This is a genomic window from Caldimonas tepidiphila, assembly GCF_003569765.1.
GTDB lineage: Bacteria > Pseudomonadota > Gammaproteobacteria > Burkholderiales > Burkholderiaceae_C > Caldimonas > Caldimonas tepidiphila.
Genome location: NZ_QXMG01000061.1, coordinates 1 through 18,934, shown reverse-complemented (window position 1 = coordinate 18,934; position 18,934 = coordinate 1). Strand labels below are relative to the sequence as shown.

At 70.4% G+C, this 18,934-nt stretch carries 17 protein-coding genes; 6 read left to right on the top strand and 11 right to left on the bottom strand.

Features of this window, described 5'->3' with window-relative positions:
* Window positions 1-43 precede the first annotated feature (43 nt).
* Window positions 44-1,426, top strand: coding sequence for a prephenate-dependent tRNA uridine(34) hydroxylase TrhP (trhP, locus tag D3A59_RS20935; protein WP_119157271.1), 1,383 nt, complete (start codon window positions 44-46; stop codon window positions 1,424-1,426).
* A 31-nt stretch (window positions 1,427-1,457) separates the two neighbouring features.
* Here trhP and D3A59_RS20930 read toward each other — a convergent pair whose 3' ends face one another.
* Entirely contained in the window at window positions 1,458-2,351 is an 894-nt protein-coding gene (locus D3A59_RS20930; protein ID WP_119157270.1) for an MBL fold metallo-hydrolase, read from the bottom strand.
* A 151-nt stretch (window positions 2,352-2,502) separates the two neighbouring features.
* Here D3A59_RS20930 and D3A59_RS20925 point away from each other — a divergent pair, with 151 nt between their 5' ends.
* On the top strand, window positions 2,503-3,483 hold the full coding sequence (locus tag D3A59_RS20925) for a GlxA family transcriptional regulator (RefSeq protein ID WP_119157269.1): 981 nt from the start codon (window positions 2,503-2,505) through the stop codon (window positions 3,481-3,483).
* 60 nt (window positions 3,484-3,543) lie between these two features.
* On the opposite strand, the gene D3A59_RS20920 is transcribed toward D3A59_RS20925, so the two are convergent.
* A complete protein-coding gene (locus D3A59_RS20920; RefSeq protein ID WP_119157268.1) occupies window positions 3,544-4,503 on the bottom strand; it encodes an MBL fold metallo-hydrolase in 960 nt (319 codons plus the stop codon).
* Between the two features lie 149 nt (window positions 4,504-4,652).
* The gene (locus D3A59_RS20915; RefSeq protein WP_119157267.1) at window positions 4,653-6,866 is read right to left on the bottom strand and encodes a DUF6351 family protein; all 2,214 of its coding nucleotides are present in this window, start codon (window positions 6,864-6,866) and stop codon (window positions 4,653-4,655) included.
* A 420-nt stretch (window positions 6,867-7,286) separates the two neighbouring features.
* Between D3A59_RS20915 and D3A59_RS20910 the strand changes: the two genes are divergently transcribed.
* Window positions 7,287-8,366, top strand: coding sequence for a patatin-like phospholipase family protein (locus tag D3A59_RS20910; RefSeq protein WP_119157282.1), 1,080 nt, complete (start codon window positions 7,287-7,289; stop codon window positions 8,364-8,366).
* Between the two features lie 30 nt (window positions 8,367-8,396).
* Here D3A59_RS20910 and D3A59_RS20905 read toward each other — a convergent pair whose 3' ends face one another.
* Entirely contained in the window at window positions 8,397-8,996 is a 600-nt protein-coding gene (locus D3A59_RS20905) for a restriction endonuclease (protein ID WP_119157266.1), read from the bottom strand.
* 163 nt (window positions 8,997-9,159) lie between these two features.
* Here D3A59_RS20905 and D3A59_RS20900 point away from each other — a divergent pair, with 163 nt between their 5' ends.
* Window positions 9,160-9,930: a FadR/GntR family transcriptional regulator gene (locus tag D3A59_RS20900; RefSeq protein ID WP_119157265.1), complete on the top strand. Its 771-nt coding sequence runs from the start codon at window positions 9,160-9,162 to the stop codon at window positions 9,928-9,930.
* Between the two features lie 36 nt (window positions 9,931-9,966).
* On the opposite strand, the gene D3A59_RS20895 is transcribed toward D3A59_RS20900, so the two are convergent.
* From D3A59_RS20895 to D3A59_RS20880, 4 genes are all read right to left on the bottom strand, one after another.
* Complete coding sequence (locus D3A59_RS20895) at window positions 9,967-10,911, bottom strand: dihydrodipicolinate synthase family protein (protein WP_119157264.1); 945 nt, start codon at window positions 10,909-10,911, stop codon at window positions 9,967-9,969.
* A gap of 76 nt (window positions 10,912-10,987) precedes the next feature.
* Complete coding sequence (locus D3A59_RS20890) at window positions 10,988-11,350, bottom strand: 5-carboxymethyl-2-hydroxymuconate Delta-isomerase (RefSeq protein WP_119157263.1); 363 nt, start codon at window positions 11,348-11,350, stop codon at window positions 10,988-10,990.
* A 31-nt stretch (window positions 11,351-11,381) separates the two neighbouring features.
* Complete coding sequence (locus tag D3A59_RS20885; protein WP_119157262.1) at window positions 11,382-12,500, bottom strand: malate/lactate/ureidoglycolate dehydrogenase; 1,119 nt, start codon at window positions 12,498-12,500, stop codon at window positions 11,382-11,384.
* A gap of 76 nt (window positions 12,501-12,576) precedes the next feature.
* The gene (locus D3A59_RS20880; protein WP_119157261.1) at window positions 12,577-13,557 is read right to left on the bottom strand and encodes a Bug family tripartite tricarboxylate transporter substrate binding protein; all 981 of its coding nucleotides are present in this window, start codon (window positions 13,555-13,557) and stop codon (window positions 12,577-12,579) included.
* Window positions 13,558-13,757: 200 nt separating this feature from the next.
* Between D3A59_RS20880 and D3A59_RS20875 the strand changes: the two genes are divergently transcribed.
* Window positions 13,758-15,458 carry a thiamine pyrophosphate-binding protein gene (locus D3A59_RS20875; RefSeq protein ID WP_119157260.1) on the top strand — a complete coding sequence of 567 codons (1,701 nt, stop codon included), beginning with the start codon at window positions 13,758-13,760 and terminating at the stop codon, window positions 15,456-15,458.
* A gap of 143 nt (window positions 15,459-15,601) precedes the next feature.
* Here the strand turns inward: D3A59_RS20875 and D3A59_RS20870 are convergent, their stop codons facing one another.
* Entirely contained in the window at window positions 15,602-15,994 is a 393-nt protein-coding gene (locus tag D3A59_RS20870; RefSeq protein WP_119157259.1) for a hypothetical protein, read from the bottom strand.
* Between the two features lie 219 nt (window positions 15,995-16,213).
* Window positions 16,214-16,423 (bottom strand): transcription antiterminator/RNA stability regulator CspE, encoded by a 210-nt coding sequence (cspE, locus tag D3A59_RS20865; protein ID WP_119157258.1) that lies wholly within the window; start codon window positions 16,421-16,423, stop codon window positions 16,214-16,216.
* Between the two features lie 291 nt (window positions 16,424-16,714).
* Between cspE and D3A59_RS20860 the strand changes: the two genes are divergently transcribed.
* The gene (locus D3A59_RS20860; protein WP_119157257.1) at window positions 16,715-17,563 is read left to right on the top strand and encodes a PA4780 family RIO1-like protein kinase; all 849 of its coding nucleotides are present in this window, start codon (window positions 16,715-16,717) and stop codon (window positions 17,561-17,563) included.
* Between the two features lie 616 nt (window positions 17,564-18,179).
* Here D3A59_RS20860 and D3A59_RS25550 read toward each other — a convergent pair.
* Window positions 18,180-18,779: a hypothetical protein gene (locus D3A59_RS25550; protein WP_157991619.1), complete on the bottom strand. Its 600-nt coding sequence runs from the start codon at window positions 18,777-18,779 to the stop codon at window positions 18,180-18,182.
* Window positions 18,780-18,934 lie beyond the last annotated feature (155 nt).

Genomic DNA, 18,934 nt, shown 5'->3' with positions numbered 1-18,934 from the left:
GCGGCTCCCGGCCAGCAGCGGGCGGCAGTGGACAATCCGGGGTGTGAAGCTCAAATCCCCTGAATTGCTGCTGCCCGCCGGATCGCTGGACCGGATGCGGGCGGCCTACGACTTCGGCGCCGACGCCGTCTATGCGGGCCAGCCGCGCTACAGCCTGCGCGCGCGCAACAACGAGTTCCGCTTGGAACAGATCGGGCAAGGCATCGCCGAGGCCCATGCGCGCGGCCGCAAGTTCTTCGTCACCAGCAACCTGCTGCCGCACAACGACAAGGTGCGCACCTACCTGCGCGACATCGAGCCGGTGATCGCGCTGCGCCCCGACGCGCTGATCATGGCCGACCCGGGCCTGATCATGATGGTGCGCGAGAGGATGGAGCGCGACTGGCCCGAGGTGCCGATCCACCTCTCGGTGCAGGCCAACACGGTCAACTGGGCCGCGGTGAAGTTCTGGCAGAAGGTGGGCGTGGCGCGCATCATCCTGTCGCGCGAGCTGAGCCTCGACGAGATCGAGGCGATCCGCAACGAGTGCCCCGACATCGAGCTGGAAGTCTTCGTGCACGGCGCGCTGTGCATCGCCTACTCGGGCCGCTGCCTGCTGTCGGGCTACTTCAACCGGCGCGACCCGAACCAGGGCACCTGCACCAACGCCTGCCGCTGGGACTACAAGACCCACGGCGCCACCGACGAGACCGACAGCGGCGAGGTCCAGGCGCTCAGGCTGGAGGGCGACTTCGATTTCGCGCAGGCGCAGGCTGAGGCCGAGAGCGCCTTCGCCGCCTGCGGCGGCAGCCCGCGCCACCCGCTGGCCGATCGGGTCTACCTGCTTGAAGAAAAGGAGCGCCCCGGCCAGTTCATGCCCGTCATGGAGGACGAGCACGGCACCTACATCCTCAACAGCAAGGACCTGCGCGCGGTCGAGCATGTCGAGCGGCTGGCGAGGATCGGCGTCGATTCGCTCAAGATCGAGGGCCGCACCAAGAGCCGCTACTACGTGGCGCGCACCGCGCAGATCTACCGCCGCGCCATCGACGACGCGGTGGCGGGCCGCCCCTTCGACCCGGCCTTGCTGCTCGAGCTCGAGGGCCTGTCCAACCGCGGCTACACCGCCGGCTTCCTGGAGCGCCGGCCGAGCCAGGACTACCAGAACTACGCGAGCGGCAGCTCCGAGGCGCGCCGCAGCCAGTTCGTCGGCGAGGTGCGCTCGGTGCGCGAGTCCGACGGCTGGGCCGAGGTCGAGACCAAGAACCGCTTCGCCGTGGGCGACACGCTGGAGGTGATCCACCCGGGCGGCAACCGCCGCGTCACCGTCGGCGAGATGACCAGCCTCGACGGCGTGCCGGTGCAGGTGGCGCAGGGCAGCCCGGTGCGGGTCTGGCTGCCCCTGGGCGCGCCTGCCGAGGGCGCCTTGCTGGCACGGCTGCTGTAGCGGCCCCGCCGCGACAGGCGCGCTCCGCTTCCTAGAAGCGGAGCGTCTCGCCGTCGGCCGGCACCCGCACGCGCTGCGGATCCATCCCCTTCTCGGCGATGAAGTCGCGCAGTTCCCTGCGCGTCTGCATGCCGTGGTTGACCGCTTCCATGTGGCTGCCGATCAGCGTGGCCTGCGGGGCGGCCCTATGAGCGCGCTCCAGGTCCTCCTTGCCCATGATGATCGAGCCCTCCAGCCCCTGGATCCGCGCATAGCCGGTGTTGAGGACGATCACGTCCGGCCTGTACTGCCTGAGCGCGTCTTCGACGTGGCGGTTCCACACGGTGTCGCCCGCCACATAGACGGTCTTGTGGCCAGGGCGCTGGAAGACGACCCCGGAGACGGAGCCCAGCAGCTCGCCGGCAACCGCCATCGTCCTGTCGTCGCCGTGCTGGCCGCCGGTCTTGCTCAGGCGCGTGCCCTTGAACACCGTGTTCTCGCCGAGGACCCGCACGTTCGTGAAGCCGTCCTTGCGGATGTCCGCCGCATCCTTCTCGTTCTGCGCGAAGACCGGCATGTCCTTGGGCAGGCGTTGCCGGGCGACCTCGTCCCAGTGGTCGAGGTGGGTGTGGGTGACGATGACGGCATCGGCCTTCATCGCCTCCTCGACGGGCATCGGCAACTCGACCAGCGGGTTGCGCAGGTGGCTGTTGTAGGTGCCCTCGAACCCCGGGTAGGCGCCCTTCCTCGCCAGCATCGGGTCGATCAGGAAGGTCGTGCCGGCGTATTCCACCTTCAGGGTGGCGTTGCGGATCTGCTGGACCGCAACCGTCTGGCCGCCTGCAGGGGATGCGGCCGGGTCGCCGGCGCCCGGGGTGCCGCAGGCGACGAGGAAGGACGTGCAGCTCGCGGCGAGGGAGGTGCGGATGAGGTCGGGAAGGTTCATGTCGGTCGGAAGAAAGGGGGGTTGATCGGGGCGCGGGACGCGCCGTTTCCTGCGTCCGGGAATTCTCCGAAGGCCGCGTGCACTTGACCATTGGCCAGAAATACACGCAACGATAGAATCGGGCCATTCTTCTGCTGCCGCTCTCCCGCCCATGCAAGCCGTCCGAGTCGCCGTCGTCGCCTTCGAGGGCGTCAGCCTGTTCCACCTCTCGGTGCCGGGCCTGGTGCTCGGCGTCGAGCCGGCTCCCGCCGGTCTTCCGCCCTACGAGGTGAGGTACTGCGCACCGCTTCCCGGCCTCGTGCGCTGCTCGCAGGGCGTCGTGATCGACGTCCCGCAGGGCCTCGCCCCCATGGCCGACGCCGAGCTGGTCATCGTGCCCGCGTGGAACGATCCGCAGACCCCGGCTCCGGCGGTGCTCACCGACGCGCTTCGGCGGGCGCACGAGCGAGGCGCGCAGGTGGTGGGGCTGTGCCTGGGCGCCTTCGTGCTCGGGGATGCCGGCCTGCTCGACGGCCGGCAGGCGACCACGCACTGGGCCTGCCGGGACCTCTTCGCCCGGCGCTTCCCGAAGGCCGACTTCCGGCCCGACGTGCTCTATGTCGACGACGGGGGCGTCATCACCTCCGCCGGGACGGTGGCCGCGATCGACTGCTGCCTGAACCTGGTGCGCGAGCGCCACGGCGCCGATGTCGCCAACCGGGTCGCGAGGCTGCTGGTGACGCCGCCTCACCGGCAGGGCGGTCAGGCCCAGTTCATCGAGCAGCCGGTGCCCGAGCTGCCCAGCGAGAACCGGCTGCCCGGCGTGCTGGAGTGGGCCCGCGAGCGTCTGGCCGAACCGCTCTCGCTCGACGTGCTGGCCGACGCCGCGCACATGAGCCGGCGCACCTTCACGCGGCGCTTCCGGGAGGCCACCGGCACGACGGTCCTCAAGTGGCTGGCCGGCGAGCGCCTGGCGCGCGCGCAGCAGCTCCTCGAGACCACCGACATGCCGATCGAGCACATCGCGACCGCGGTGGGCTTCGGGACGTCACTGTCGCTGCGCCAGCAGTTCGCCGCCCGGTTCGGCACCTCGCCGTCCTCGTATCGCCGCGCCTTCTTCGACGCGCGTCGAGGCGCTCCCCGACTCCCGTGACGGGCCGGAAACGGAAAAGGGCACCCGATGGGTGCCCCCTGCCCGTGGACGAAGCGCGATTCAGGCCGCGGGCTTGAACTGGTAGCCGCTGCCCGCCGTCTCGATGGTGCCGAAGGCCGGGAAGGGGAAGTGGAATCCGCCGGTGAGCGCGCGCTCCTTCACCATGCTGTCGAACACGCGGCGGCGCGTCATGCGGGCCATGTGCGGGTCCATGTCGAAGACGACGGCCCAGTCCGGGTTGCGCGCGAAGAGCGTGGGGATGTTGGTCACGTCCGCCACGTAGTGGAAGGCGCGGCCCTCGGACGTGACCTTGAAGATGCACATCCCCGGCGTGTGGCCGAAGGCGGCGCTGGCGACGATGCCGGGCGCGATCTCGGCCCCCGGCTCGAAGCGCACCAGCTGCTCCGCGGGGAGGCTGCCGATGACCCGGCGCGCGTTCTGGAACGCGCCCCGCGCGGCCTGCGGCGCGGCCTCCATGCGCGCGTCGTCCATCCAGAAGGCGTGCTCCGGCGCCGGCACGTGCACCTTGGCGCGCGGGAACACCAGCGACCCGTCCTTCGCGCGCAGGCCGTTGATGTGGTCGCCGTGGTAGTGGCTGATCACCACGTCCGTCACGTCCTCGGGCTTGAAGCCGGCGGCCTCCATGTTGGCGCGCAAGCGCCCGGTGGTCGGCGGGCCGTTGTCCGCGAAGCCCGTGTCGAAGAGGATGCGCCGGTTGCCGCTCACGACCAGGAAGGGCGTGTAGGGCACGTCCACGTGGTCCGTCGGCAGGCCCTGCGAGGCCAGCAGCGCCTTGACCTGCTCCAGGGGCGCGTTGGTGACGAACTCCTCGCCCAGCGGACGGCGCACCACGCCGTCGTTGATCGCGATCACCTCCATCGCGCCCAGCTTCATGCGCCGGAACCCCGGCGCCGCGGGCGTCGGGGTGCCCAGGTTCGGCGTGGCCTGCGACCACGCCGAGGTGAACGCGAGGGCGGTCGCGCCGAAGAACGTCGTGCCCAGGAAGCTTCTTCTGTCCATGCTTGTCGATGTTCCTTGAGATTGAATCGATGGGAGACACGGGCAGACGCACGATACGCGAAACGGGCGGGCGGTGCCGAGGGCCCGGGCACGGCCGGCCCCCGCGCCCGCAGGCTCGCGCCTGCGGGTCATCGGCTCGCGGGCCGCGCTTACAGCGGGCGGGACTGTGGCGGCGTGCCGAGCGGCTCGCCGCCCGGGCCGGCGCGGTAGTTGAGCCAGGGCACCGTGAGCTGCTTACCGACGCCGGGCTTGCTGTAGTCGCACACCCCCAGCGGGAAGATCTGCTGGAGCCGGCTCCACTGCGCGTCCGTGAAGAACACCGGGTAGTAGTCCGAGCGCAGCAGCGGCTTGAGCTGGCACTTCAGCACGTCGTCGGTGAAGGGCATGCCGGCCTCGATGCGGGGGCTCGTGTAGCTCGTCACGATCGCGTCGCAGTAGCTCGCCGGCATGTCGACGCCCGCGCCGTCGGTGCAGCGGTCGGCCACGTCCGCCGGGCGGTTCTCGACGATCTTGCGCGCCAGCGGCTTGTCGCTGGTGTCGGCGACCACCGCGTCGAGCCAGCGGCTCATCGCGTAGATCGACTCGTCGGCGAAGGTCGTGTCGCCGTACAGCGGCACCGTGCCGCGCCACAGCACCTGGTTGTCGGCGTGGCCGTGCTCGCGCTCGAGCCGCGCGCGGACCACGTAGGTGCGGTAGACGTCGTGGAAGGCGCCGGGGTCCGGGCCGCGCAGGTCGATGATCGCGGTCTCGTGCAGGTTGTTGGCCATGTTGGCGCCGCCGCTGCGGCCGATGCGCTCGATCGCGAACACGTCGCCCTGCGAGCGTGCGGCGATCGGGTTGCGGTCGATGTCGTAGCCGCCGAGCTTGACGTTGAGGTCGATGAACTGCTGCGGCGTCAGCCGGCCGTCGATCAGGCCGCGCAGGCCGTACTGCACGCCGGTGTTGTCGAAGGGCACGCCTGCGAAGCCGTAGCCCAGCTGGCGCTCGACGTCGGTCCACAGCTCGGCCGGGCGGCGGCCGATGATGTTGATCCAGTAGTCGGACGCGCTGCAGCGCACGCCGCCCGGGTTGTTCTGCGGGTGGTAGAGCTGCTCGGGCGGCACGCCGTTGCAGGGGCGGGTCGGGTCGCTGTTGTCCGGGATCACGGTCGTGAAGGTGATCGGGTTGGCCGGGTTCGGATGGCCCAGCGCCGCCTCGATCGCCAGCGGGTCCCACAGCACGCCCAGCCCCCAGCGCGTCGGGTCCTCGAAGTAGGCGCGCATCAGCATGTAGTCGCTGTACTGCACGCGCGAGGTCCAGGAGTCCGCGAAGCTGCAGCCGGTGGTGATGCCCTGGTACAGGCCCGGGTAGGCGTTGGCCACCCACTGCTGCGCCAGCGCACCGCCCGAGCAGCCGCTGCCGATCGTGTAGCGCAGGTCCCCGAGCGTCTCGACCACGCGCTCCTTGGTCATCAGCATCGCCTCGGCCTGCACCACCAGGTTGCAGTTGTGGCCCGAGTTGTTGAGCGCGTGCGACATCGTCGCGTAGCCCTTGCCGAGCACCTGCTCGTCGAGCACGTCCGGCGCCGAGCCGGTCTGGTAGTCGGTGTTGCAGCTCGCGCCGTGGTAGATCACCAGCTTGCGGTTGAAGCCCTCGGGCGGCGTCCACGGCCTGGAGGCCTTGGCCGGGTCCCACAGGACCGCGAAGCGGTACTCGTCGCGGTTGAGGTTGCCGGTCTCCACGCGGACGATGAAGGGCACCGTCTTGCCCTCGTCGGTGGTGGTGCTCGCGACGTCGGCGGGCGGGTTGGCCGGGTCGTAGGCCCGGAAGCCGCTGCCCGCGGTGGACTTGTACCGGTACGCGATCGTCGGCGCGCGGTTGCACTGCGCGTCGTCCACGGTGCCGAGGCAGGTCCAGGGCTGGATCTGGGGGCCGGAGAAGATCGGGCCGCCGATCGGGTGGTTGGTGAGCGTCATGCGCTGCCCGCCGCCGGGCCAGCGCGCGACGAGCTCGTTGCCGCCCAGCGCCATGCCCTGCACGAGGCCGAGGTAGCGGCCATCCTCGCGGCGCGCGAAGGCCGCGGTGATGTCGCTGCCGTTGAGCTCGACGCGCACCGCGTCGGGGGAGACGGACGGGTCCAGCCGGATCTCGACCAGCGCGTCGCCGCCGCTGATCAGGTCGGCGCGGCTGGACAGCACCGCGATCGTCCCCGGCACGCTGCCCGACCCCTTGGGCGGCTTCTGCGCCTGGGCGCCGACGCGCGTATCCGTCGGCCCCCCGGAAGACTCCTCGGAAAGGGAACCGGAGCAGGCGCCGAGGACGGTTGCCAGTCCCAGCGTTGCGAACAGCGCACCACCCTGCGCCTTGAAGCGGATCTTTCTCATACATCTCCTCCACTCGGGAGCGTTGCGAGCAACGGTGGCTTCTCGTGCAGCGACGAGGCGCGCTCCGTCTTTCACGGACGGTCCTTGAAGTTACGACATGCTCCGCACTGCAGAACAAGAATCGACGGTTCGGAACAGTGCGGTGCCGGGGAATTGTCAAATGGCAGGATGTATGCAGGGGAAACGGCCGCCCCCTGAATCCGGGGCTCGGTTTCCCGATAATTCTGCAATGCGGAACTATGTGGGGCAGCCAGCTTCGAGCCGGTTGCGACCTCGCCCCGTGTGGCAGGGGCGTCTCGCTCGCGTATGCTTCGCACTCCGCGAGGCCTGCGCCGTCATGCCCCGCCCGTCCCTCCCGGGTTCATGAGCCCGCCTGTCGCCGCGGCGACGGGCCCGTCCCACGAAGCGTCTTCCTTGAAGCTGCAAGCCCTTCGCATCCATGCCGGCCGCACGGCCCGCCAGCGCCTGCGTGAACGCGGCCTCTCGCCCGAGGACGTGCGCATCGTTCCGGCCGCGGCGGGCGGGCCCAAGGGGCTGATCCTCAATCCGCTCGACCGCTTCGTCTTCGGCCGCTGGCTCGCGCGCGGCACGCAGCCGGTGCACCTGCTCGGCGCCTCGATCGGCGCCTGGCGCATGGCCTGCGCCTGCCTGCCCGACCCGGACGAGGCCTTCGCGCAGCGGGTGCAGGACTACATCGGCCAGCGCTACGAGCACCGGCCCGGCAAGCCGCCGCACCCGCGCCATGTCAGCGAGCAGGTCGGCGTGCAGATCGTGGATCCGCTGGTGCGCCGCGCGGGGGACGTGCTGGGGCATCCGCGCTACCGGCTGCACGTGTTCACGTCGCGCGGCTGCCACCGCCTGCTGCGCCGCCAGTGCCGCTGGCGCACGCCGCTCGGCTACGCGGGCGCCTTCGCCGCCAACGCGGTGAGCCGCGCGGCGCTGGGCGGCTGGCTGGAGCGCGTCGTGTTCCACGACCCGCGCGCGCCGCAGCTGCCGATCGGGCTGCAGGACTTCCGCACGCATCGGGTGGCGCTCGACGCGCGGAACCTGCACGCGGCCCTGCTGGCCAGCTGCTCGATCCCCTTCTGGCTCGATGCCGTGCACGACATCCCCGGCGCGCCCGAGGGCGCGTACTGGGACGGCGGCCTCACCGACTACCACCTGCACCTGGACTACGCCTCGATGGGCGAGGGCCTGGTGCTGTATCCGCACTTCCAGCAATCCATCGTGCCGGGCTGGCTCGACAAGGCGCTGCGCCACCGCCACCGCGCCACCGCGCGGCTCGACAACGTCGTGGTGCTGGCACCCGACCCGCAGTGGATCGCCCGCGCGCTGCCGGGCGGGAAGCTGCCCGACCGCAAGGACTTCAAGACCTACGCCGACGACGTCGAGGGGCGCATCGCGGCCTGGACGCGCGCGGTGGCCGAGAGCCAGCGCCTCGCCGACGAGTTCGAGCAGCTCGTGGGGCGGGATTCGATCGAGGCGCTCCCGCTGGAGTGAAGGCGCGGCCGGGGTGGCCGCGCACCGGCCTCAGCTTGCGGCCAGCACCTTGGCCCAGGGCCGGCCGCAGAGGAACTGCGCCAGCTCCTGCCCCTGCATGATGCGGATGCCGTGCTCCGCGGCATGGCGCCGCGCCTTGTCCCCCACCTCGCCGAGCACCACGTAGACGAGTCGCGCCCCCTCGCGGTCGCGGCGCGCCGCGAGCAGCTCGCGCAGCGGCTCGATGCCGGTGGCCGCGGCCTTCCAGCGCCGGCAGCTCACGAGCGTCGTCGGGGCGCCGGCCGGGCCGAGCTCGAAGTCGGCGCCCGGCGTGTTCAGGCGCCGCACCTCGATGCCGTCGCGGCGCAGCGCGGCCTCCATCGTCGCGGCGAACTCGGCCCAGGACTGTGCCGACACCGAGCGCAGCGTCTCCTCGACGCGCGAGGCGCTCGGCGCGCGCAGCTGCCGCACCGCCGCGACCAGCGCGATGACGATGAAGGGCAGCGCGGCGAATACCGACAGGGCGCGGTGCTCGGCCGGCAGCACCACGCCCGCGAGCGCCGCGACCAGGGCCGCGAGCGCGGCGCTGGCCCACCACGGCGAGCGCAGCAGGATCGCGAACAGCGAATTGGGGGACATCTTCAGTTTCATGGCGCGCGTTCCGGGCTTGGTCGTCGGGGAGGGCGCTCTTCTATCACGCCGCGGGCCGCGGCGCGGCATCCGGGGGCTTGCGCGCCCGGCTCGTCCCGCCGCTCCCTGTCAAAATGCGCGACCGCATCCGCCGTCCCCGCAGCCGGCCCGCCAGGAACCGCCCATGCCCCCATCGCAACGTCCGCCCGAAGACAAGAGCGCCCCGCCCGCCGCCACGAGCGGCAAGCTGGTGCTCGCGCGCGGCCAGCGCACGCGGCTGAGCGACCAGCTCTACGGCCAGATCTTCGAGCAGATCGTGTCGGGGCAGCTCAAGGTCGGCGACCGCCTGCCCTCGGAGAAGGAGATCTGCGACAGCTTCGGCGTGTCGCGGCCGGTGGTCCGCGAGGCGCTGCTGCGGCTCGGCGCCGACGGGCTCGTGACCTCGCACCAGGGGCTCGGCACCTTCGTGAGCCACCAGCCGGTGGCGCGCATCCAGAGCTTCGCGCGCGCGCAGGACGTGGCCTCCTACCTGCGCTGCCAGGAGGTGCGCATCTCGCTGGAGGGCGACGCGGCGCGCCTGGCGGCGCTGCGCCGCACCGACGAGCACCTGCAGGCGATCGAGGAGGCGCAGGAGCGCTTCTCGCGCAACGCCATCAACGGCCGGCCCGACCCGCAGGACGACCTCGCCTTCCACTCCAGCATCGCCGCAGCGACGCAGAACGACTTCTTCCTCGAGGTGCTGCAGCACATCCACGAGTCGCTCAGCGGCTTCCTGCGCCTGTCGCTGAGCCTGACGCGCACCGGCTCGAAGCACCGCGCGCAGCGCGTCGTGGACGAGCACGCCGCGATCGTCGACGCGATCCGCGAGCAGGACGGCGAGCGCGCCCGCATCGCGATGCAGTTCCACCTGCAGCAGGCGCTGCGGCGCATGGTCGACCGCGAGCGCGACCGCTGAGAGAGCCGGGGGGCGCCCGCCCCCGCGGCCGGGCGCTCAGGCCGCCTGCGGCTGCCGCGCCAGTGCGAGATCGTGCGCGAGCAGCGCGCGCGCGACCGGCTGCACGCGCTCGCGCTCGGCGGCGCCGAGGCCCTCGAGCATCGGCAGCATCGGGCCCGTGTCGGCGATGCCGGCGAGCGTCACCGCGTCGTGCAGCACGCGGATCGGGCTGATGCCGTCGCGGCAGTCCTCGAGCGGCAGGTAGGCCTCGCGCAACCGCGCGGCCTCGTCCCAGCGGCCCTGTTGCGCCAGGCGCAGGATCGCCATCGAGCCGCGCGGCGCGACGCAGACCGAGCCCGAGGTGAAGCTCCTGAGGCCGTGATCGCGCAGGTGCACGATCGCCGGGCGCTCGCCGATGCCGCTGACCACCCGCTCGGCACCGACCGCCGCGATCACCTCGCGCAGGTAGGGATCGGCCGCCGGGTCCTCGCGCACCACCGCGTACTTGACCGACACCACGCGGCCTTCCTCGGCGAGGGCGGCGAGCGTCGCCGGTGCGATGTAGTTGTCGGACTTCAGGTAGATCACCGCCGGCCTGCCCATCGCGTCGGTGAAGCGGCGGATGCCGGCGGCCAGCCCGCCGTCGGTGTACGGGAAGCTCATCGGCAGCAGCATCGCGGTCGGGAAGCGCCGCGAGCGCAGGATCGCCGCCTGATCCATCGCCTTGCCGTAGTCGGGCCCGGCCGAGGGCAGCACCCAGGTGTCCGCGCCGGCCGCCTCCTCCAGGAAGTCGAGCAGGCGCGGGTACTCGGCCAGCGGCACGTGGTAGAGGTTGGCGTTGCCGCCGTACATCAGGCTGCGCACGCCGCCGTCCTCGAGGTGGCGGATCAGCGTGCGGTTGGCGGCCTCGTCGATGCCGAGGTCGGCGCGGCGGCGCGCGAGCGGCGGGACGGCGATCACCGAACGGCTCAGGTCCTCGGCGGTGACGGGCGTGGTCTTCATGGCGGCTCCGGAAAGGGGGGGACGGCTGGGTGCGGAAAGGGAAGGCGCCGGGCGGGCCGGCGCGGGTCGTGCGGCCTCAGCCCGGCGGCAGCACGGCCTTCCCGAAGGTCTCGCGCTGCATCTCGCGCAGGTCGACGGTGACGGGGACCTCGGCATCGGCGCAGGGCGGGACGCAGGCGGCGAGCGCCTGCGCCAGCGCCTGCGCGACGCGCTTGCGCGTCTCCACCGTGCGCCCGCTCAGGATCGAGAGCGTGGCGTGCACGAACACCGAGCGCCGCGCCTCGACGCCGTGGCGGTAGTGCTCGAGCCGCACGCAGCGCGACTTGATGTCGGTCTCGCCGAACTCGCCGGTGCCGAGCAGGGCCTCGTTGGCGGCGGCGAGCAGGCGGGTCGGGTCGGCGTCGAGGTTGCCGGTGTATTCGATGACGAGGTGGGGCATGTCTTTCGGGCTCCTTGGAATCCAGGGGGGATCACGCGGCGATGCGCGCGCCCGCCGGATTCTCCCGGACCAGCGCCGACAGCGGACCGGGCGAGCGGCCGCGTGCGCTCTGCACCTGCGCCGCGGCGGCGTCCATCTGCGCCATCGTGCCCGCGTCGATCGGGATCGCGTCGCGGCGCGCCTCGCGCATCGCCTGCTCCGGCTCGCCGGGCATCAGGATGCCGTCGCAGCCGGGCTGCAGCGGCGCCGACTTCACCCACTCGACGAAGGCCGACAGCTCGCTGCCGAACACCTCGGCGGTGCCCAGGCGCTGCGGGTCGAACAGCAGCGTGAGCATGTTGTTCCAGATCGCGTGCTGCATCCCGGCGTGCTCGGGCCGGGTGGTGTCGCCGCCGATCAGCGCCGCGCCGAGCAGCTCGCACACCATCGCCAACGCGTGGCCCTTGTGCCCCGCGAAAGGCACCAGCGCGCCCGGCGCGGTGCCGGCCCCCGGGAACATCACGCCGGGGTCGTCGGTGAATGCGCCGTCGCGGTCGAGCAGCGAGCCCGGCGGCACCTTGACCTGCTTGTTGTAGGCCACGCGCACCTTGCCGAGCGCGATCGCGCTGGTGGCGAAGTCGAGCAGCACCGGCGCGCGCCCCGGCACCGGGATGCCGACCGTGAACGGGTTGGTGACGAAGCGGCCCTGCGTGCCGCCGTGCGGCGCGACGATCGGCTTGCTGACCGCGTTGGTGAAGTGCACCGACACGAGGCCGGCCTCGACCGCCTGCTCGGCCCAGTGGCCGACGCGGCCGAGGTGGTGCGAGTGGCGCAGGCCCATCACGCACACGCCCTGCGCCTGCGCGCGCTCGATCGCCCGCGCCATCGCCTGCTGCGTCACCGACTGGCCCATGCCGCGGCGGCCGTCGAACACCAGCATCGAGCCGGCGTCCTGCACCAGCTCGGCGTCCCGGTTGAGCTGCAGCTCGTCCGCGAGCCAGGAGTTGACGTAGCGCGGCACCATGCCGACGCCGTGCGAGTCGTGGCCGGCGAGGTTGGCGCCGACGAGGTGGTCCGCGGTCAGCGCGGCCTCGCGCTCCGAGGAGCCGGCGGCGAGCCAGAGGTCCGCGACCCACTGGTGCAGCGCGGGGGTGGGGACGGGAAGGTCCATCGGGAATGCTCCGGGGAAAAGAGAGGGAGGAGGGCGGGGGCGCGACGGCCCCGGCCCGGTCACTGGCTGCGGCGCCTCACTGCAGCGTGATGTTCGCGCTGCGGATCAGCTGGCCCCACTTCTGCACCTCCGCCTTCTGGAAGGCGGCGAGCTCGGCCGGGCCCGCGCCCGAGGCCTCGACGCCGAGCGCGGTGAGCTGCGCCTTCACGTCGGGCTCGTGGATGATCCGGCCGATCTCGGTGGCCAGGCGCTGCGTGATCGCCTGCGGCGTGCCGGCCGGCGCGAACACTGCCTGCCAGGACACGATCTCGTAGCCGGGCAGGCCCGCCTCGGCCAGCGTCGGCACGTTCGGCAGGCCGGTGGCGCGCTTGGCGGAGGTGACCGCGAGCGCGCGGATCTTGCCCGCCTCGATCAGCGGCACCGCGGCGACGATGTTCTCGAACACCATGCCGACCTCGCCGCCGAGCAGCGCCTGCATCGCCGGCGCGCTGCCCTTGTAGGGCACGTGCAGCAGCTTCGCCCCGGTCATCGACTGGAACAGCTCGCCCGCGAGGTGCTGCGAAGTGCCGCTGCCCGAGGAGCCGAAGCTCACCGCCTCGGGCCTGGCCTTGGCCGCCGCGATCACGTCGGCCACCGTGCGGTGCGGGCTGTTCGCGTTGACCACCAGCACGTTGGGCAGCGTGCCGATCAGCGTGACCGGCTCGAAGGACCTGACCGGGTCGTAGGGCAGCTTCGGGTAGAGGCTGACGTTGATGGCGTGCGAGCTGATCGTGCCGCCGAGGATCGTGTAGCCGTCGGGGCGCGCCTTGGCGACGAGGTCCGAGCCGATGTTGCCGCCGGCCCCGGCCTTGTTCTCGACCACCATCGTCGTGCCGAGCGCCGGCCCGAGCTTGCTGGAGATCAGGCGGCCGAGGATGTCGGTGGTGCCGCCGGCGGCGAAGGGCACGACGTAGGTGATCGGCTTCGCGGGCCACTTCTCCTGCGCGTGGACCGCGACGGCGGCGCTGCCGAGCGCGGCGATGCACGAGAGGGCGGCGATGTACTTGCGGAAGGCCATGATGGTCTGTCTCCTCTGCGGGTGGGCGGTGCGGGCCTCGGTCGCTGCGGGCCCGAACTCTGCAGATCAATGTACAAGCATATTCACGATATGTACACTTGTCTGACAAGTGAAGGGTGAATTCCCTCGAGCCGCGGGACGCGGCCCCGCGCCGGGCGTCCTAGCATGTCCTTCCCACCCGACCCCGACGAGCCGCCCCGATGAGCACCTCCGCCTCCCAGACGCCCCCCTCGCATCCCGCCGCCGCCGGCTCGCCCCCGCTGCGCTCGGGCGGGCGCATCCTCGTCGACGCGCTGCGCGTCCACGGCGCCGACCGCATCTACTGCGTGCCCGGCGAGAGCTTCCTGGACGTGCTCGACGCGCTGTACGACCACCCGGAGATCGAGACCATCGTCACCAAGCACGAGGGCGCGGCGGCCAACATGGCCGAGGCCGACGGCAAGCTCACCGGCCGCCCCGGCATCTGCTTCGTCACGCGCGGCCCCGGCGCCACGCACGCGAGCATCGGCGCGCACATCGCGCTGCAGGACTCGACGCCGATGATCCTCTTCATCGGCCAGATCTCGCGCGGCGACCGCGGCCGCGAGGCCTTCCAGGAGGTGGACTACACGCGGATGTTCGCGCCGCTGGCGAAGTGGGTGGCCGAGATCGACGACGCGGCGCGCATCCCCAAGTTCGTCGCGCGCGCCTACCAGTGCGCCACCTCGGGCCGCCCCGGCCCGGTGGTGCTGTCGCTGCCCGAGGACGTGCTCGGCGAGCAGTGCGCGGTGGCCGACACCCGCCCCTTCCAGCCGGTGAGCGCCTCGCCCGGCGCCGCGCAGAGCGCGCGGCTCGCGACGCTGCTGGCGCAGGCCGAGCGCCCGCTGCTGCTGCTCGGCGGCGCGAACTGGAGCGACGCGGCGCGCGCCAATCTCGCCGCCTTCGTCGCGCGCTGGAACCTGCCGGTGGCCTGCGCCTTCCGCCGCCAGGACCTGTTCGACAACCGGCTGCCGCAGTACGCGGGGCACCTGAGCCTGGGCGTGAACCCGCGGCTGGCCGAGCGCGTGCGCGGCGCCGACCTGATCCTCGCGGTCGGCACCCGGCTCGGCGACATCGCCACCAACGGCTACACGCTGCTCGAGCCGCCGCGCCCGCGCCAGCGCCTGATCCACGTGCACGCCGACGCGGCGGAGCTCGGCCGCGTCTACCAGCCCGAGCTCGCGATCCAGAGCGGCGTGAACGAGGCCGCCGCGATGCTGGCGGCGCTGCCCGGCCCGGCGTCCGCGCGCTGGGCCGACTGGACCGCCGCCGCGCGCCACGAGCACCTGGAGTTCGCGACGCGCCCGGCGCGCCACCCCGAGCAGACGGGCGTGGACATGGGCGCGGTGGTCGCGCACCTGGACGAGACGCTGCCCGACGACGCCATCCTCACCAACGGCGCCGGCAACTACACCGTCTGGGTGCACCGCTTCTACCGCTACCGCCGGGGCCGCACCGAGATCGCGCCGACCTGCGGCGCGATGGGATACGGATTGCCCGCGGCGGTGGCCGCGAAGCTGCGCCACCCGGAGCGCACGGTGGTCTGCTTCGCCGGCGACGGCTGCTTCCTGATGTACCCGCAGGAGCTCGCCACCGCCGCGCAGCACGGCGCCAAGCTCATCGTCATCGTCGTCAACAACGCGATGTACGGCACGATCCGCATGCACCAGGAGAAGCGCTTCCCGGGCCGCGTCAGCGGCACCGACCTGCCCGGCCCGGACTTCGCGGCGCTGGCGCAGGCCTGCGGCGCGCACGGCGAGCGGGTGGAGCGCGACGAGGACTTCCCGGCCGCGTTCGCGCGCGCGCAGGCGGCGGGGCGGCCCGCGCTGATCGAGCTGAGGGTGGATCCGCGCCAGATCACGCCGCAGATGCGCCTGGCGTGAGGGCGGCGGCAGGCCGATTCTTCAGAAAGGGGGGAAGGGGAGGCCGGCCTGCGCCGAGGGGCAGGGCGGCCGCGGGTCTGCGCCGGCAGCGCGGCGCAGCACCCGCTTGCGGCCGGGCAGGAGGCTCCTGCCGGCCCTTGCGCTCAGCCGGCGCGGAACTGCTCGTAGCGCTCGATCACGAGCGCGAGCTGGGTGAGCTCCAGCCAGGCGAAGTACTCCCGGCGGATGCCGGGGCCGAAGCCGACTTCGGCGATGTCCTTGCCGCGGTAGACCAGCACCGCATAGCCGGCCTCGTCGTCCGGGTCCTCGCTGCGCTCCACCCCCGCGCCGAAGCGCCGCGCGATCGCCGCGCACAGCTCCCGCTGCTGCTCCAGCGCGCCGGGCTTCTCCTCGGCCTCGGCCTGCACCGGCTCGCCCGCGTCGGCGGCCGGCCACGCGCCGGTCTGGATGAACACCGGGCGGCGCAGCTCGTGCAGATTGCGGACGTGCTCGTCCCACCACTGGACACGGGTCTGAAAAACCTGCTCATTGTTCATGGTCTTGCTCCTTGATCGGGAGTGGCGCAGCGCGTCGCCGGCCGCATGGCGTCGAACGGGGCGCCTCGCGCCTCGTGGCGCGGGCCCCGCCGCATTCACGCCTTCGTGACGCCGACCGGCTTGTGCCGGAACGCCCCCCAGGGGTAAAAAAAAACCGCAGCCATGCTGCGGTCCTTCTGGCGCCGGGGTGCAGGGCACCCGGGCGATTCCTGCAAGTGATTACAGCGCGCGGATATTGGCGGCTTGCAGGCCCTTCTGGCCTTGCTTGACTTCGAATTCGACGCGCTGGTTTTCCGTCAGGGTCTTGAAGCCGTTGCCCTGGATGTCGCGGAAGTGCGCGAACAGGTCGGCGCCGCCCGCATCAGGAGCGATGAAGCCGAAGCCCTTGCTTTCGTTGAACCATTTGACGGAGCCAGTTTGGGTAGCCATTTTGACGTTCCTAGATAAAAGATGAAGAAAAGAGCAGGCAAAGCGAATGCTTCGCATGCAGAAACACGCAAGAAACGTCTATCAGGGGGATCAAACGACGCCGTCTTCAGGGAAGACGGGTAGAAGAGAGACCTCGAAGAACCGGTCCTGTGTATCGCTGGGATCTAATGTACTCGCAAAAGCCGGCGAACACATTCATTTTCTTTTTGACCTTTCGAAAAGGAAGGCCGACGGCGCCCCGCGCGGAAGGAAAACGCGGTTTTCCCGGGCACCGCGCGCACAATCGCGGCGATGAAACCACCCAAGAGACTGCAGGCATTGATCGAGGAAGGGCTGATCGACACGGTCGTGCGCCAGCTGATGAGCGGCAAGGAGGCGATGGTCTACGTCGTGCGCTGCGGCGACGAGACGCGCTGCGCCAAGGTCTACAAGGAGGCCACGCAGCGCAGCTTCCGGCAGGCCGTGGACTACACCGAGAACCGCCGGGTCAAGAACTCGCGGCAGGCCCGCGCGATGGCCAAGGGCACCCGTTTCGGCAAGCAGGCCACCGAGGAGGCGTGGCAGAACGCCGAGGTCGATGCGCTCTATCGTCTGGCGGCGGCCGGAGTGCGCGTGCCGACGCCCTACAACTTCCACGAGGGCGTGCTGCTGATGGAGCTGGTCACCGACGCGAACGGCGACGCGGCGCCGCGGCTGAACGACTCGGACTTCACCCCGGACGAGGCCCGCCTGCACCACGGCGCCCTGCTGGGCCAGGTGGTGCGCATGCTGTGCGCCGGCGTCGTGCACGGCGACCTGTCCGAGTTCAACGTGCTGCTGGGCGAGGACGGCCCGGTCATCATCGACCTGCCCCAGGCGGTGGATGCCGCCGGCAACAACCACGCGAGCCGCATGCTGCTGCGCGACGTCGCCAACCTGCGCATCTTCTTCGGCCGCTTCGCGCCCGAGTTGCTGCAGACGGACTACGGGCACGAGATCTGGGACCTGTACCAGCGCGGCATGCTGCGCCCCGACACCGTGCTCACCGGCCGCTTCGAGCACCAAGCCGGGCCGGTGGACATGGGCGGTGTGATGCGCGAGATCGACGACGCCCGGGCGGAGGAGGCGGCGCGGAGGCTTCGGATGCGGATCGGGTCCTGAGCTTGTCGAGCCGGCTTGCGCCTGCGTGCAGCGGCTCTGGACATTCATTGGCGCGACAGCCCGGCGGCCAGTTGGCGCTTCAGCGGCCCGGCTCCGAAAGTCCACAGGTCACCCCGGTCGCGCTGCTGCTAAACCCGCCCGCACTGGAATGGCGCCGGCCTGCGGCGCACCGGAGCAACTGCTTGCCCGGGTTGGAGAGTCCTGAGGCTGCGTCGCCCGGCTCAGGCTCAGACTGTGGCTTGCGTCATTGAGGACGGCTGCGCCCCGATGTGCCCCCAGGAAGTCATTGACGTCGAGCGACATGCATCGTCATCGTCGCCAACAGCGCGAGGTACGGCACCATCCGCGTTCTTCGGAGAAGCGCTCCCCGGGCCGCTGCGCGAAGGGCAGGGTATGGTTTTGCAGTAGTCCCTACCATGTTTCTTCGATTTCTCTGATCTATGCCGGGCAGGCGATGCGCCGGAGTGGCGTGGCTGGGAAAGGAACTCGAGAAATCGCTGCGCAACTTCTCAATGACGGTTATTGTCTGCGTGCGGGGGAAGCCTTTTGGGTTTGAGTTGACCCGCCCGCCGAAGGTGGTGCGGTTTGAGTGAATTGGTTGTACCACGCATTCTGCCTACATATTGGTTTCGGAATTTTTGGGCGCCGCCGGCAGCAATTTAAGCAAGAGTTCTCTCGCTTTTATTGCCTCTTTTGACCTGGAAGATGGGTGGTGAATTCTGAAACATCGAATTCTGTCGTAGAGTTCGAATTCCCAAAGATGATGCTTGGAAACGTCGTCGGTACGATGATAGTCTTTGCCTTTGTTGCAAACCCGGTCGTGGCCTTCGATAGGGAAAATTTCTCTTCGATAGAAAGCGCTGTTAATGCCGTTGGCGAAAATAATGATATTTGGTTTGAAGTGCGTTATTTGCGCTTTTAATAAGGTGCCTGAGTATTTCTTGATTGTCTCAAAGTGTGGGCTTCCAATAGGGCTGCCTTTGTTCCAAGAGAAGCAAAACAAGTTTGAATATATCAGCCCCTCCTTCCCGCACTTGGCGGAAATCGACCTGATGAAGTTGTGGAAAGCGAAACCCTTCGAGTTTTTTTGTTGTAGCTGGTTTGCGAAAAAATTCTTGTGCTTGCTGAGGGATTTTTCTATGTAGTCAGCAAGGCCGACAAATTTTTCCTCTTTCTTTAGTACGTTCCAGCCTCTGGTTTCGCAGCCGACAATCATAATTCTCTGTGAGGCGAGGTGGAGGTTGGGCGGTTCGCTGGTTAAGAACAGGCCGGAAAGATTTTGTGCGTTATTTTCATGCGCTCGAAAGCGATTCGTACGTATTCAGCCGGGGTGCTGAACTGAGGATCAGCCGGCGGGCTGGGGCAGGAGGC

What these genes read in the sequence shown, in the direction of transcription:
- D3A59_RS20895 (WP_119157264.1), bottom strand. Translation starts at nt 10,911, where the DNA reads ATGAAGACCACGCCCGTCACCGCCGAGGACCTGAGCCGTTCGGTGATC.
- D3A59_RS20920 (WP_119157268.1), bottom strand. Translation starts at nt 4,503, where the DNA reads ATGGACAGAAGAAGCTTCCTGGGCACGACGTTCTTCGGCGCGACCGCC.
- D3A59_RS20890 (WP_119157263.1), bottom strand. Translation starts at nt 11,350, where the DNA reads ATGCCCCACCTCGTCATCGAATACACCGGCAACCTCGACGCCGACCCG.
- cspE (WP_119157258.1), bottom strand. Translation starts at nt 16,423, where the DNA reads ATGGCTACCCAAACTGGCTCCGTCAAATGGTTCAACGAAAGCAAGGGC.
- D3A59_RS20875 (WP_119157260.1), top strand. Translation starts at nt 13,758, where the DNA reads ATGAGCACCTCCGCCTCCCAGACGCCCCCCTCGCATCCCGCCGCCGCC.
- D3A59_RS25550 (WP_157991619.1), bottom strand. Translation starts at nt 18,779, where the DNA reads ATGATTGTCGGCTGCGAAACCAGAGGCTGGAACGTACTAAAGAAAGAG.
- D3A59_RS20885 (WP_119157262.1), bottom strand. Translation starts at nt 12,500, where the DNA reads ATGGACCTTCCCGTCCCCACCCCCGCGCTGCACCAGTGGGTCGCGGAC.
- D3A59_RS20860 (WP_119157257.1), top strand. Translation starts at nt 16,715, where the DNA reads ATGAAACCACCCAAGAGACTGCAGGCATTGATCGAGGAAGGGCTGATC.
- D3A59_RS20870 (WP_119157259.1), bottom strand. Translation starts at nt 15,994, where the DNA reads ATGAACAATGAGCAGGTTTTTCAGACCCGTGTCCAGTGGTGGGACGAG.
- D3A59_RS20930 (WP_119157270.1), bottom strand. Translation starts at nt 2,351, where the DNA reads ATGAACCTTCCCGACCTCATCCGCACCTCCCTCGCCGCGAGCTGCACG.
- D3A59_RS20900 (WP_119157265.1), top strand. Translation starts at nt 9,160, where the DNA reads ATGCCCCCATCGCAACGTCCGCCCGAAGACAAGAGCGCCCCGCCCGCC.
- D3A59_RS20880 (WP_119157261.1), bottom strand. Translation starts at nt 13,557, where the DNA reads ATGGCCTTCCGCAAGTACATCGCCGCCCTCTCGTGCATCGCCGCGCTC.
- D3A59_RS20925 (WP_119157269.1), top strand. Translation starts at nt 2,503, where the DNA reads ATGCAAGCCGTCCGAGTCGCCGTCGTCGCCTTCGAGGGCGTCAGCCTG.
- D3A59_RS20915 (WP_119157267.1), bottom strand. Translation starts at nt 6,866, where the DNA reads ATGAGAAAGATCCGCTTCAAGGCGCAGGGTGGTGCGCTGTTCGCAACG.
- D3A59_RS20905 (WP_119157266.1), bottom strand. Translation starts at nt 8,996, where the DNA reads ATGAAACTGAAGATGTCCCCCAATTCGCTGTTCGCGATCCTGCTGCGC.